The sequence below is a fragment of the Parashewanella hymeniacidonis genome, assembly GCF_016900895.1.
GTDB lineage: Bacteria > Pseudomonadota > Gammaproteobacteria > Enterobacterales > Shewanellaceae > Parashewanella > Parashewanella hymeniacidonis.
The window spans coordinates 25,879-39,339 of sequence record NZ_JAFEUN010000032.1 but is presented as its reverse complement, the minus strand read 5'-3'; the positions used below and the strand labels follow the sequence as shown (position 1 = coordinate 39,339).

At 39.2% G+C, this 13,461-nt stretch carries 10 protein-coding genes, 1 tRNA gene, 1 rRNA gene and 1 pseudogene; 7 read left to right on the top strand and 6 right to left on the bottom strand.

Annotation, left to right across the window (positions count from 1 at the left end):
* Positions 1-15 precede the first annotated feature (15 nt).
* The 5 genes from rrf (at position 16) to JQC92_RS08390 (ending at position 3,974) form a co-directional block, all read left to right on the top strand.
* A 5S ribosomal RNA gene (gene rrf / locus JQC92_RS08410) occupies positions 16-131 on the top strand.
* A gap of 40 nt (positions 132-171) precedes the next feature.
* Positions 172-248: transfer RNA gene (locus JQC92_RS08405), tRNA-Asp, on the top strand.
* A 343-nt stretch (positions 249-591) separates the two neighbouring features.
* The gene (locus tag JQC92_RS08400) at positions 592-1,896 is read left to right on the top strand and encodes an IS701 family transposase (RefSeq protein WP_204999226.1); all 1,305 of its coding nucleotides are present in this window, start codon (positions 592-594) and stop codon (positions 1,894-1,896) included.
* A 415-nt stretch (positions 1,897-2,311) separates the two neighbouring features.
* A protein-coding gene (gene tnpC, locus JQC92_RS08395) for an IS66 family transposase (RefSeq protein ID WP_420851306.1) occupies positions 2,312-3,750 on the top strand; the annotation gives its coding sequence in 2 pieces (ribosomal slippage) (positions 2,312-2,510 and positions 2,510-3,750; 1,440 coding nt in all).
* A 32-nt stretch (positions 3,751-3,782) separates the two neighbouring features.
* Entirely contained in the window at positions 3,783-3,974 is a 192-nt protein-coding gene (locus JQC92_RS08390) for a hypothetical protein (protein WP_204999224.1), read from the top strand.
* 45 nt (positions 3,975-4,019) lie between these two features.
* Here the strand turns inward: JQC92_RS08390 and JQC92_RS08385 are convergent, their stop codons facing one another.
* Positions 4,020-4,340 carry a hypothetical protein gene (locus tag JQC92_RS08385; protein WP_204999223.1) on the bottom strand — a complete coding sequence of 107 codons (321 nt, stop codon included), beginning with the start codon at positions 4,338-4,340 and terminating at the stop codon, positions 4,020-4,022.
* Positions 4,341-4,680: 340 nt separating this feature from the next.
* Between JQC92_RS08385 and JQC92_RS08380 the strand changes: the two genes are divergently transcribed.
* On the top strand, positions 4,681-4,905 hold the full coding sequence (locus JQC92_RS08380) for a helix-turn-helix domain-containing protein (RefSeq protein WP_204999222.1): 225 nt from the start codon (positions 4,681-4,683) through the stop codon (positions 4,903-4,905).
* Between the two features lie 504 nt (positions 4,906-5,409).
* On the opposite strand, the pseudogene tnpC (JQC92_RS08375) reads toward JQC92_RS08380, so the two are convergent.
* Positions 5,410-6,754: pseudogene (tnpC, locus tag JQC92_RS08375) on the bottom strand (IS66 family transposase); the annotation flags it as partial.
* A gap of 309 nt (positions 6,755-7,063) precedes the next feature.
* Between tnpC (JQC92_RS08375) and JQC92_RS08370 the strand changes: the two are divergent.
* Positions 7,064-8,488, top strand: a complete 1,425-nt coding sequence (locus tag JQC92_RS08370) for a capsule assembly Wzi family protein (RefSeq protein ID WP_204999221.1) — start codon at positions 7,064-7,066, stop codon at positions 8,486-8,488.
* A gap of 57 nt (positions 8,489-8,545) precedes the next feature.
* On the opposite strand, the gene galU is transcribed toward JQC92_RS08370, so the two are convergent.
* The 4 genes from galU to JQC92_RS08350 all read right to left on the bottom strand — a co-directional run bounded on the left by galU (position 8,546) and on the right by JQC92_RS08350 (position 13,178).
* On the bottom strand, positions 8,546-9,427 hold the full coding sequence (gene galU / locus JQC92_RS08365; RefSeq protein WP_204999220.1) for a UTP--glucose-1-phosphate uridylyltransferase GalU: 882 nt from the start codon (positions 9,425-9,427) through the stop codon (positions 8,546-8,548).
* 134 nt (positions 9,428-9,561) lie between these two features.
* Positions 9,562-10,956 (bottom strand): undecaprenyl-phosphate glucose phosphotransferase, encoded by a 1,395-nt coding sequence (locus JQC92_RS08360; protein ID WP_204999219.1) that lies wholly within the window; start codon positions 10,954-10,956, stop codon positions 9,562-9,564.
* A gap of 390 nt (positions 10,957-11,346) precedes the next feature.
* The gene (locus JQC92_RS08355) at positions 11,347-12,723 is read right to left on the bottom strand and encodes a phosphohexomutase domain-containing protein (protein ID WP_204999218.1); all 1,377 of its coding nucleotides are present in this window, start codon (positions 12,721-12,723) and stop codon (positions 11,347-11,349) included.
* 8 nt (positions 12,724-12,731) lie between these two features.
* On the bottom strand, positions 12,732-13,178 hold the full coding sequence (locus JQC92_RS08350; protein ID WP_204999217.1) for a GDP-mannose mannosyl hydrolase: 447 nt from the start codon (positions 13,176-13,178) through the stop codon (positions 12,732-12,734).
* Positions 13,179-13,461 lie beyond the last annotated feature (283 nt).

Below are 13,461 nucleotides of genomic sequence, written 5' to 3'. Positions count from 1 at the left end.
AAGAGCAGAATTTTGTCTGGTGACAATAGAGCTGTGGAACCACCTGAATCCATCCCGAACTCAGTAGTGAAACGCAGCATCGCCGATGGTAGTGTGGGGTCTCCCCATGTGAGAGTAGGTCATTGCCAGACGCCAAATTTGTTTAGTGTTAACACCTAAACAGAAAGAGTTGGAGCGGTAGTTCAGTTGGTTAGAATACCGGCCTGTCACGCCGGGGGTCGCGGGTTCGAGTCCCGTCCGCTCCGCCAATATTAAACAAAAAAGCCTCATCATTTGATGAGGCTTTTTTGTTTTTAAATCCAGTCAGTTATAAACGAATCCTTTTGAGCTGCTTTCACTGCATCAACGAAATTTCAATTAGTTAAACTATTTTGTGGTGACCAGAATGTGACCATTTGGTGTCTAAATAAATCTTTAATAAAATGTATTCATTTAACATACTAGAGTTTAGAGTTTCAGCGGGTAAAAAAGAAACAAAAAATGTTTGACAATGCATCTCAAATTGCGTTGCCGCTCACTAAATGACTTTTGTATTTTAAAGGCATTTAGTGAGCGGCCTTCAGAGAGAAAAACAACTTTCTGGAGACCGCCATGAACAACAAAGGATGCAGCCACATCCCTTGTGAACTCTTCCATTGGATCACATTTCTAACTCAAGCGCTACCCCTAAGATCAATTGCTACATTCATTGAGCTATTAATGGGTGCTATGTTAACTCACTCAGGTTTTGTCACTGATTGTTACCTGACCATAAATATGCAGCGACATTGGACAAGCTATTACAAGTGGCTACAACAAGGAAAATGGTCTTGGTTAGCCTTAGCTCGTCAGTTTTTAAGGCTTGTCTTACGTGTCACTAAACCAAAAGCTATCTACTTAGCCATTGATGATACCTTAACACTCAGAGCCTCGAAACAAGCACCCGCAAGCCAGATACATCATCAGCACGGTAATAAACCTAATCTCGCCAAATATGTTAGAGGGCAATGTTGGGTGAGTTTGGCAATCGTTGTAAAAAATGCAGCAGGTAAAGCGGTCTCCTTGCCGATTCTATCGAGGTTGATGCCAAGCTCTGGCAACACAGGGAAACTGGTTGCTGGGATGACGCTAATCCGAGCTATTCACTCACTACTTAATGCGCATAATACGGTACGGGTTCTGGTCGATAGCTGGTACATGAGAGGAAAGTTCATCAAAGCCATGAACTTGAGAGGATATCATGTGATAGGACAAGCTCGTTATGATACTCGCCTTTATGAGCAGCCCGAGGAGGTCTTAGTCAAAAAGCGTGGCCGACCGAGGAAGTACGGGAGTAAATTTACGGCTGAAAAGGTCGAGAAATTACCAGCTCAAGTGGCCGAGCTGTATTTATATGGAAAAAAGCAGTTGGTACGCTACCGTAGCGCTACGCTAAAAGCCCGTTTGTTAGATGGGCAACTTGTCAAAGCCGTTTGGAGTCAGCTACAAAACGACGATGGAACGTGGAAAACTCCTTGTTTAATTTTATCAACGGACTATGCACTTAACGCTGAGCAAATTATTGAGGCATATGGTCTACGCTGGCCAATTGAACCAATGTTTCATGAACTAAAACAAGCTTGGGGAATGAAAGAAGCATGGCAACAAACAAGGCAGGTTTTACATCGTTGGGTACACATCACTATGGTAGGCTTTGGATTAACTCAGTTGCTGAGCTGTATTTCAAATCCGAAAGTAGCACAGTTGTGTAATCATTCACCTTGGCGTAGAGGAAACCCGATAACAGCAGGGCAAATACGAAAAGGTCTGCTCTATATTTTTAGGCATGTTGAAGTAAGAGCTTGGTGGAACCCAAAGTGCAAAAAATTCGAACCACCAAATCGGCAAAATTGCAGTAGTTATAACCAAGCAGCCTAAAAGCTTAAGAAAATAAGAAGTAAACAGTTAAGAAAGAGAGTCCTTAGCATACGATTGTGTCGCTGAGGCGGGTTCGCTTACTCTAAACTCTAGTTAACATATATACTTGAATAAAACTATCACTCTGAGACTACACTTTCTTCATGCAGAGAATGGTTTACATAGTACATTTGAAGTTTCGAATGACAAGAAGTTAGTTGAACTGAGCGTTAAACTGAAATAATAGACATTAGAGAACACTCTCATATGTTTATTATGCGCTAAACTACAGTTTGAGATATATGTAAATTATTAAAATAAAGTTGAGGAACTTATGATGTAACCATTCACCAAGTCTCTCTTGATTTCTGTGAAACAAGTCACTTGATCTAAGATTGTTACTTGTGCGATCTTTTTTTGGTGTTTTTATGTACACATGAAAAAGAAAAAATATTTTGAAGGTGAGCCTCCAACTGTTGACTCCCTTGGTGGTGTAACTAATGCGAACCTTTATATTCAAGAGCTTTGGCAAAAGCTTAGGGAATATGAAGATAGGCTGAAGCAGTCTTCTCGAAATTCATCTAAGTCACCGTCATCAGATACACCTGAAGCTAAGGCCGAGCGAAAAAAGCTCAAACGCCTCGTAGCCGAAATAAGGTGGGCGCTCAGCCAGGCCACACGGGGCACAAAAGACCGTTAGCTGAATTATCTGATACTGACAAAGTTATTGAGTGCAAGCCGCAGGCTTGCTGCTCTGCTTGTCATCATCACGTAAAGATAAACCAGCAATGTAGTCAACGTCATCAAGTATTTGATTTACCAAATGTGCCTTTGGAAATCACTGAATATCAGGTATTCCACGGTCACTGCGAATATTGCAATGCCACCTACAAAGGCGAATTACCTGAGAATGCGCCTAAAGGCCAAATCGGTGCACGTTTAATTAGCCACATTGCTGTATTAGCGGGGAAATACCATTTAAGTGTATCTCAAACTCGACAGTTATTACTTGACCAATATGGCATCACCTTTTCGACGGGAGCGATTTCGGAAGCGCAAGGAAAAGTAAGTGCCATGCTCACTCCAACACATCAAAGTCTTAAAGCTCACATCCATAGAGCGTTGCATGTGCATTGTGATGAGACTTCTCACTCCCGTAACGATGAGCAAGGTACACGTTGGTGCTGGCTTATCGCATCACAAGATGCCGTATTTCAAACCGTTCGATACTCTAGAGGTAAAGAAAGCGCCAAATTTATGCTTGGCGAATGCAAGGATAACATTGTCATTACTGATCAATATGCTGCCTACAATTTTATCAACCCAGAAAAGCATCAACTTTGTCTTGCTCATGTGCTTCGAAATCTCCAACAGATGGCCGATTACTCAGGTGGAGGGCTGACCGCATTCATCGGTAAGAGGTTAGTGCTCATCCTTAACACAGTCTTTCGAACTCAGCATCGATATGAACACAGTCTACTGACGGAAGCTCAGTGGCTAAGAAGGATGCAACGCTTGAAACGTAGCTTTAAAAGCTTACTAGAGAAAGGCGCTGAAACTCCGTCAGAAAGATACTCAGGTCGATGCCAACATTTACTCAAGCATGAAACAGGCTTATGGGTATTTGTTACTCACAAGGGAACGCCACTTACTAATAATGAAGCTGAACGCTGTATTAGAGGTACGGTTATCATGCGTAAAAACTGTTTTGGTACTAGCTCAGATAGAGGAGATAAGTTCCGTTCAAGAGTTTTATCTGTGGTTGAAACGTGCAAGAAACGTGGGTTATCGGCACTTGAAGTTATATCTGAAATTGTTACAGCCGTAACAGAAAGAAAACCCTATCCAGATGTTTTTAACCTCACCAGCGTCTAGTCAATACTACACTGGTGAATGGTTACCTTATGATGAAGCATTCAACTAGATATGAGAACCAAATTCACGAGTTAGATTTAATATCGAGTAAGTTAAGGGAACAGGTAGCAGGTGAAAAAACTATATCTCATGAAGGCCAAGACACTTATCTCAAATGGTATGAACTCGGTGGTGTTGCGACGTTGTTTATTGCTGGAATGCTTGTAGGAAAATTCTTTCTTTGAAGCTATTGGTTTTAAAAACGTAGCGCACGTCTTAGAGCCTAGGTGTCATAATTCTTCAACTAACTCCTGTTGACCAGAAAGGCAGGAGTTTATACATTTCTCAACATGCAACACTAATTGTTCAACATCATAATTAAGGTCGGTTTGTTTTGATGAAAGTATCAAGTCCATTATTAGGTTAGTTAACCGAATAGGAAGTTGATGCTTTGTGAGTCCTTCGATCGCATAAACCTCGCACTTTTTTGTCAGTGATTCAAAAAGCGGTTGTTTCAATTTTCCTAGATGACTGACCGAATTCTTTTTAAATTCACTTGATGCTATTAGAGTTAAATAATAACTGGTGGCGTAAATCGTTAATGGCTGCATATTTGCCTCCTACAACAAGGTTTCGATGAAATTTTCAAAAATGACAATGAAAATCAGTTTTACTAGAAAGAACAGTGATGTAGGAATTTTACTTATCAACAAAGTGTACTTTGTCTTAAAAGTTTTCAAGTCAAAATAGATTTTTTGTTGATAGCTTGTATGCTTAACCATATGGCATGATTTAGCTACTTTACCAGAGCTATTGAACTTCCTTTGATTAGACATAATCACTACCTTTGTTCTAGTCAAGAACTTAAGTTCTTATAGTAAGTAAAGCTGATATACTTAAAAATGCAAATATATAGAACATTAACTTTTTAAAAAATTCTGGGATGAAACTATGATTATTTATAAAATCAAAGAGTTAATAGCGAGAAAGGAAATTGCAGAAAAAAGAAAAATTATGTTGATTGACGTGGCTAAAGAGGCCGGAGTGAACCGTAGCGCACTTTCTAAAATGATAAACCCTGAGTTCGGATATGTTACAACGACAGCGGTTTTAGAAAAACTCTGCGTGTATTTCGATTGCGAGATTAGTGATCTTGTATTGCTTCATAAAAAATAATTTTTATGCGTCATGAATTGTCTTATAGGCGCTGATACTGGGGGCTCAAGATAAACAAGAAGTCTTTATGAAAGAATATATCGTCACTTATACATCCAAGGATCTCCGCCAACAAAGTCGTGTATTTGCTTATAGCCTGCATGATACGTGTAATCGCACTAAGAGTGCGGTAGGCAGCATCGGAATTAAATGAATAACCCCGTCGAAAGCAGCGGGGTATTATCATCTAGATACACGAAAGAAGATAGTTCGCCCCAAGGGGCGGGGAATTAGACCCGCAGCGATTAAAAATAGAGAAGTAAAATCTTAATTAATAAGCTACTGGCTTTAGTTATACAAATGAGAGGGATGACTGAATTGATCAGTTTGTATTTTTACAAAAATTGAACCTACAGCATCCCCTCTATTATTTGCTTTCTATCAGAGGAGTTCTGGGGTAACCATTCACTAGAGCGGTATTGACTAATCGCTGATGAGGTTGAACACTTCTGAATAAGGTTTTCGTTATGTTACAGCCGTAACAATTTCAGATATGACTTCAAGCGAAGATAAGCCTCGTTTCTTACAGGTTTCAATCACGGACAAAACTTTTGAACGGAATTTATGGCCTATATCAGAGCTGGTTCCAAAGCAGTTTTTACGCATGATAACCGTACCTCTGATGCAGCGCTCAGCTTGATTGTTGGTAAGTGGTTCCTTGGTAAGTCACAAAGACCCACAACCATTTTTCATATTTTAGTAAGTGTTGGCATCGAACAGAATATCTATCCGACGGCGCTACAGCGCCTTGCTCAAGTAACGTTTTAAATCTACGTTTTAAGCGTTGCATTCTTCTAAGCCACTGGATTTCTGTTAGCGTACTTTGCTCATATCGATGCTGAATTCGAAATACTGCTTGAAGAGTTAGTACCAATTTCTTTCCTATCTGCGAAGTTAACCCTCCGCCTGTGTAGTCCGCCATTTGTTGGAGGTTAAGTAATACATGAGCCAGACAAAGCTGATGCCTTTCGGGATTAATGAAGTTGTAAGCCGCATATTGATCTGTGATGACGATATTATTCTCGCACTTACCCAACATAAATTTAGCGTTGTCTTTATTTGTGAAGTATCGAACTGTCTGAAATACAGCATCTCGTGATGAAATCAACCAACACCATCGGGTACCTTGCTCACAATTACGAGAATGGGACGCCTCATCACAATGAACATACAAAGCTTTGTGTATATGCTCGTTCAAGCGTTCAAGCGTTCAAGCGTTCAAGCTTTGATGCGTTGGAGTGAGCATTGAACTGACTTTTCCTGGTGCTTCTGAAATCGCTCACGTTGAAAAAGTAACGCCTTATAGATCATATAGTAGCTGTCGAGTTGAGAAACATTTAAGTGATACTTTCCTACCAACACTGCGATATGACTCGTTAAACGGTTACTTATTTGACCTTTGGGAGCACTTTCAGGTAATTCACCTTTAGTAGGTGGCATTACAATATTTACAGTGACCGTGAAAAATTTGGTACTCGGTGATCTTCAAAGATACTTTGGGTAGGTCAAATACTTGATGACGACGTCTATGTCGCTCATTTATCTTGATTGAGTGATGACAAGCAGAGCAACAAGACTGAGGCTTGCACTCCATTACGATATCATCAACAGACAGTTCATCTAAAGGTCTTTTGTGCTCTGTGTAGCCTGGCTGAGCGCCCACCATATTTCGTTTGAACTTTTTTCGCTCAACCTTAGTTTCAGATGTATCTGATGACGGTGATGTTGATGAATTTTGAGAGGACTGCTTCAACCTATCTTCGTATTCATGAAGCTTTTGCCATAACTCTTGAATCAACAAATTAGCATCTTTCTAGTTGGTTGTGGAGCGTCTTTCTCGGAGAATTTTTCTTTTTCATGTGTACATATAAACATTGTAAAAAGATCGTTCAAGTAACTTTTTAGATCAAATGACTTGTGTCACAAAAAACAAGAGGGGCTTGATAAATGGTTACGAAAAAATGCTACATAAAATAATTCAAATTGCCTAAATAATGCATTAACTAATCTAATCAACAGAATAAAGCCAAACCAATAATCGATTAAACAAGGTTTCTAATGCAAATTTCTTATATAATCCTTGTGCAATTAACTTAAAATAAACAATTAATCACTTATTATGCGTAAATCACTCTTGTTTTTATTGGGAACGCTTGCTTGTTCATCTTTACACGCTGCTAGTGTTAGCCCTTATATACCCCTAAAGTCAGATCCCTTGCTAGAAAATGATATAGAAACCCTTGCAATCGTGGCTAACATTCCAAAAGTGATAAAGCCATACAATGTAAATGTTATTTTAGATGCGCTACCTAAAATTAAGCATGGTTATCCAGAATTGTATTTTCGTTTATATCGTTCACTCAGGCCTTATAAAAGCCAATTTGCTATCACACACAGCACAGTTTCGGTTTTTGATTCAGGAGATACGGCGCACCCTATCCCCAACGCAAGAGGGGCGACGACCGATAACCGCTATTTACTGAGCAGTCGAGCGCAATGGCAAGTAACAGATTGGCTAGGAGTATACCTAGGCACAGAGTTATCACAGCAGCATAAGCAAGCTACAGGCTCGATGCTATCTCTAGGCTTTAACTGGGCACAACTTGATGTAGGTTACCGAGACCATTGGTACTCACCGTTTACTGGGCACAGTCAAATTATGAGTACCAATGCAAAAACATTTCCTTCGGTAACATTAAGCAATAACTTACCGATCACTTTTTTAGATACAAACTTAAATTATGAGTTTTTTTTAGCACAAACAGATCGCCAACCCGTGCTATTTAATGGCCAGTGGAGTGATAAAAATAAACCTTTACTGGCGGGTTTTCATTTTAGTTTCGAGCCTATAGATGGCTGGACGTTAGGCGTAAATCGAGTATTTCAATTTGGTGGCGGTGAAAGAAAAGTAAGCTTTAAAACCCTTGTTAAAGCCTTTGTTGACCCAGGTGGTGCAGATAATACAAGAGAGGACTTAACCTCAGATCAAGAAGCCGGAAATCAGGTTGCATCAATAACATCAAAAATGAATTTTGATGCGCCTATTCCTTTCAGTGTAATTGCTGAACTGGCAGGTGAAGATACCAGTAACAGCAAGAATTATCAGTTTGGAAACCCTGTGCTAGCATTTGGCTTACACTTCCCAATGTTATTTGACGACAAAGTTTCTTTCGGTTACGAATACAGTTACTGGACATCGGGCTGGTATCAGCATCATTTATATCGAGACGGCTTTGTCAATGACAAGTTCGTGCTTGGTCATTGGGCACTCCAACAGCAAAGAGAGCAGGGCACAGCTTTAGAAGGTGAGTCGCATTATCTAAGAACTCAATACCGCTTTGACAATAACCATAATTTAATCACTCAAATTAGGCTTATCAATCAAAAAGAGACGGCGAAAAAGAAATACAAGAACAGTTGGGAAATTGAAACAGAATACGTAATGCCGTGGCAAGACAACCTAGTATCAGTTGGTGCGTATTTGGGTGAGGATATATTGGGTAAAAACTTTTGGCAGGCCAGATTCAGTTTTAAATGGATTTAATTGATTGTTAGATATCAATGTCATTCCCATTTCACGGGAATGACAAATTTTGATATTTTATTTCAGCATACTTTCTAAATGTGCTCTAAAATCTTTGCCTAACTTTTTATTGTTGAGCGTATATTCAACAAATGCTTTAGCGTAACCAAGCTTGTCACCACAATCATGTGACTTACCAGACATATGAAAGGCTTCAACCGTCTCTTGCTCAATCAGCATATCAATGGCATCAGTAAGTTGAACTTCATCACCAGCACCTACAGGCGTTCTTTCGAGCAAAGGCCAAATGTTTTGTGAAAGTACATATCGCCCCACAACTGCTAAATTGGACGGCGCTTTATCAATCTCAGGCTTTTCAACCATATGCTTAATTTTAGAAGACTGCCCCTCCGTCAATTCAACACAGTCACAATCTGCAATGCCGTACTTATTAACATCTTGCTTAGGCACGGGCGCAACCATAATCTGGCTTGCTTGGGTTTCTCTATAGCGGGCTTTCATTGCCGCTAAGTTTTCTGAAGTTTGATTGGCAGAATATTCATCTAAAATTACATCAGGTAACACAACCATAAACGGGTTATCACCAATACATGGCTTTGCACATAAAACAGCATGTCCTAAACCTTTTGCTTCGCCTTGCCGAACGTGCATAATGGTTACATCTTTAGGGCAAATAGACTGAACTTCCTCAAGTAACTGGCGCTTAACACGGTTCTCTAGGGTCGATTCAAGTTCATACTGTTTGTCAAAATGATTTTCAATGGCATTTTTACTGGCATGTGTGACCAGCACAATTTGTTTAACACCTGCGGCTACACACTCATTTACGATATACTGAATCAATGGCTTATCAACTAAAGGTAGCATCTCTTTAGGGATAGCTTTTGTTGCGGGTAGCATTCTTGTACCAAGTCCTGCTACAGGGATTACTGCTTTCATATTTTTCCTGTTAACTTTCTATCATGTTTTTGCTCGTCATACTCGAACGCTTTAGTCGCGAAACGAAGTAACTGCAGCTGTGTATGTCGATCACCCAGCGCCTTTTGAACGCCTCAATAATAGCAACCCTCACATCAATAAGCATTCTTATTGATAAAGCCTTTAAAAATGGTGCCAAAAATAATTTTTAAGTCAAAACCAAGTGACCAATTACGAATGTAATTTAAATCGTACTCTACACGCTTTTCCATTTTATCTAGTGTATCAGTCTCGCCACGCCAGCCATTTACTTGAGCCCAGCCCGTGATCCCGGGTTTAACTTTATGGCGTAGCATATACCCATCGACTAACTTACGGTATTCTTCATTGTGTGCAACGGCATGAGGACGAGGACCAACAATTGACATCCTGCCTTGCAAGGCGTTAACAAACTGTGGCAACTCATCAAGACTCGTTTTACGTATAAAAGCACCTACAGGTGTTAAACGAGCGTCATTTTTAGTTGCCTGAATAACTTTATCGCTATTTTCCATCACAGACATTGAGCGAAATTTATAAACTTCAATTGATTTCCCATCAATACCATAACGTTTTTGTTTAAAAATAATTGGCCCTGGAGAAGTAAATTTAACAGCGGCTGCAACAGCTAATAAAACAGGTGAAATTAGTACAAGAATTATCGATGAAAGCACAATATCCTCGATACGTTTTACTATGGCGTTGGCACCATCTAGAGGTGAGTCATAAATACTGATAGTAGGGATACCATTCAAGGTATCTGTTCTTGCATGCAATAGTTCAAAAGTAAAAACATCAGGCACGATATAAAGTGAAACAGTGGTATCTGATAACTCTTTCACCAGCCATTTAATGCGGCTTTCGGCTCGCATTGGTAGTGTTAAATAGACGCGATCAATGCCGCCTGCTTTACAATCAACAACAAGCCTTTCTAAATCGCCAATAATGGTTTGATTATCGGTTCTGCCTCCAGATTGCCCATCATCATAAAAACCTAAAAATTTAAAACCTAGAGAGTTATCTTTTGAAAATTGTTGATGAAGTCTGCTACCTAAATGACCAGCCCCAGCAATCACTACAGTTCTAGTGTTCATACCTTTTGAACGTAGTGACTTTAAGCCAAAGTTTAAAGCGACTCGGTAGGAAATTAAAAATAATAAAGTGATAGAAAACCAATGAATTTCTTCGATTTGTAACTCACCATAATGGACTTCAAAATAATCTGAAACTAACAATACAATGCCAGCTGATAAGCCCCAATAAAGCGCTACTTTTTTGATTTGTTGATACAGTGATAAACCGCGCCAAGATATATAAAGAGAGCCCGCTTCAGCAATGAGTAGAAATAATAACAATGCTCCCATTAAAATTAAGGAGTCATTAATAATCCATGGAGAAGACCAAAGAACCTTACTAATTAATAAGGCTAAGACAATAAAACACAAATCTAGCGTCCGTTGCATTAATGAAATTGCACCAGAATGAGAGTGCAATACACCTTTCATGTTCATAGTTGTTCTCGTTTATTTAAATTTAAGAAAGAGTAGAGATAGGAATTTATTGCACTTGGTACGCAAGAGGCGTTTAAGTGCTTACGCATTTTTTCTGTCACACTCGAATGTTTTAGTCGAGTGTCCAGTGCCTTTAATTTTTTGCTTGCCATACCTGCGAAGGAAGGTATCCAGAGGCTTTTCTAGAAAAAAGCAAAGACGCTAGGCTTCTGCCTACGCAGGAGTGACTGCAAAATATGCTGAACTTTATTGGAAATCAGGAAAGCTTTCATTTCCGTTCCTTATCGTCATACCAGAATGCCTTTGTATGGTATCCAGCACTTTTGATATTTTGCCTGTCGTACCCGAATGTAGTAACCGGGTACCCAGCGCCTTTAGACCGTAAAAATCTTAACCTTCAATCAAAGCCAAAACTTCTTCAGTCTTTTGCTTCATTAACGCAACATCACCTCTAGACTCAAGATTTAAGCGAATCACAGGTTCAGTATTTGACTTACGTAAATTAAAGCGCCAATTGCCCATATTAAGGCTAATCCCATCTGTGCGGTCAATACCAACCGCATCTTTTTCGTAAATAGCCAAAACACGCTCAATCACTTTATCAGCATCATCAACAGTGCGATTAATTTCACCAGGTGAAGGGTAGGCTGCCATGCGTTCTTTAACTAACTCAGAAAGAGGTTGACCTTTAATAGAAACTAACTCAGCAACTAACAACCAAGGGATCATGCCAGAATCACAATATGCAAAATCTCTAAAATAGTGATGCGCACTCATCTCTCCACCATAAATGGCATCTTCGCTGCGCATACGTTCTTTAATAAATGCATGACCAGTTTTACTTTGAACAGCGTTGCCACCATTGCTTTCAACAATATCAACCGTATTCCAAGTTAAACGAGGATCGTGAATAATCTTGCTTTCAGGGTGCTTTTGTAAAAAAGCTTCGGCTAATAAACCTACAATGTAATAGCCCTCAATAAAATCACCGTTCTCATCAAACAAAAAACAGCGGTCAAAATCACCATCCCACGCAATACCAAAATCAGCACCATGCTCCTTAACTGCAAGAATCGTATCATCACGGTTATCAGGTAACAGTGGATTAGGGATGCCATTAGGGAAATTACCATTAGGCTGGTTATGCACTTTAACAAACTCAACAGGCACATTTTGTTGGGTAAAAGCAGTTTCTAGTGCATTTACAACATGACCAGCAGCACCATTACCTGCATTAACGACTAACTTTAATGGCTTGAAGTTTGCAACATCAACATATTCGAATAAATGTTGAATGTAAGGCTTTAAAGTACTTAGCTCTTTAAATTCACCTAAGTCAGCAACAGGCTCAGGTTTGCCATCAAAATAATATTGCTCTGCCAGCTTTTTGATATCTAAAAGCCCGGTATCGCCAGAAATTGGTTTAGATTGCTCACGAACCAACTTCATGCCGTTGTAGTCCATTGGGTTATGGCTTGCTGTCACCATAACGCCTCCATCTACTTTTAATAAACTGGTTGCAAAGTAAATTTCTTCTGTGCCACACAAGCCAATATCAGTAACATTAGTTCCACCAGAACGTAAACCATCAGCTAAAGCGTGTTTAAGTTCAGAGGAAGTTAAGCGAATATCACCACCAACAACAATATTGTTAGGCTTTAAGTAATCAGCCATTGCACGGCCAATGCACCATGCAATATCTGTATTTAATTCATCAGGTAAGCGCCCACGGATATCGTAAGCTTTAAAGCAGGTTAAGTTTTTCATAGTTTGTTTTATAAAAAATAATCTTTAGTATGTTGATGAACATCATCACTATCTAAAAGAGATGACACACTTAAAAACTGGTAATCGGAATGCTGTTGCTCAGGAAGATCTGATAAATCGATATCTAACGTAAGCTCATAACCTAAAACAACATAATGAGTTGAAAAATCATCTTCTGAAAAATTATCAGAATAAAAGTGCTGATATACTCCTAAAAAATTAGCATCAGCGATAGAAATACTTTTTCCTAATTCATTTTTTGCTAAGCGTGAAAATGCTGCAACGAGCGACTCATCTTTTAGGATTCTACCACCAGGAACAAACCAGTAATCTTTTGCAGGTCTATTTGTTCTTAAACCAAGTAACACATCACCTTTTTTGTTTTTGATAATGAGATCAATAGAGATTAAAGGTGTGTTTTTTACAATTGTTTTGAATGTATTTATATCTAACATTTTTGTTATTTAACTTTTAGGTAAGGTTGTATGCACTTCAGAGCTTTCAGCTAGTTATCTATCGTAAGTAGTTGGGTAAAAGTTGCTTAAGATTTGCCATACCCGCAAAGGTGGGTAGGACCGCCATAAAAAACTGGCGTTTGCTCATTTCAGTGTCTTCATCAATAAAATCAAAGTCGCTGGACTCCTGCCTTTGCAGGAGTGACGAAAAAAACTTATCCTTAGGTACTTAACTGCACAAAAGGGAACCCAGTGTCTTTAAAGTTCTTGTTCTTAAAAAATT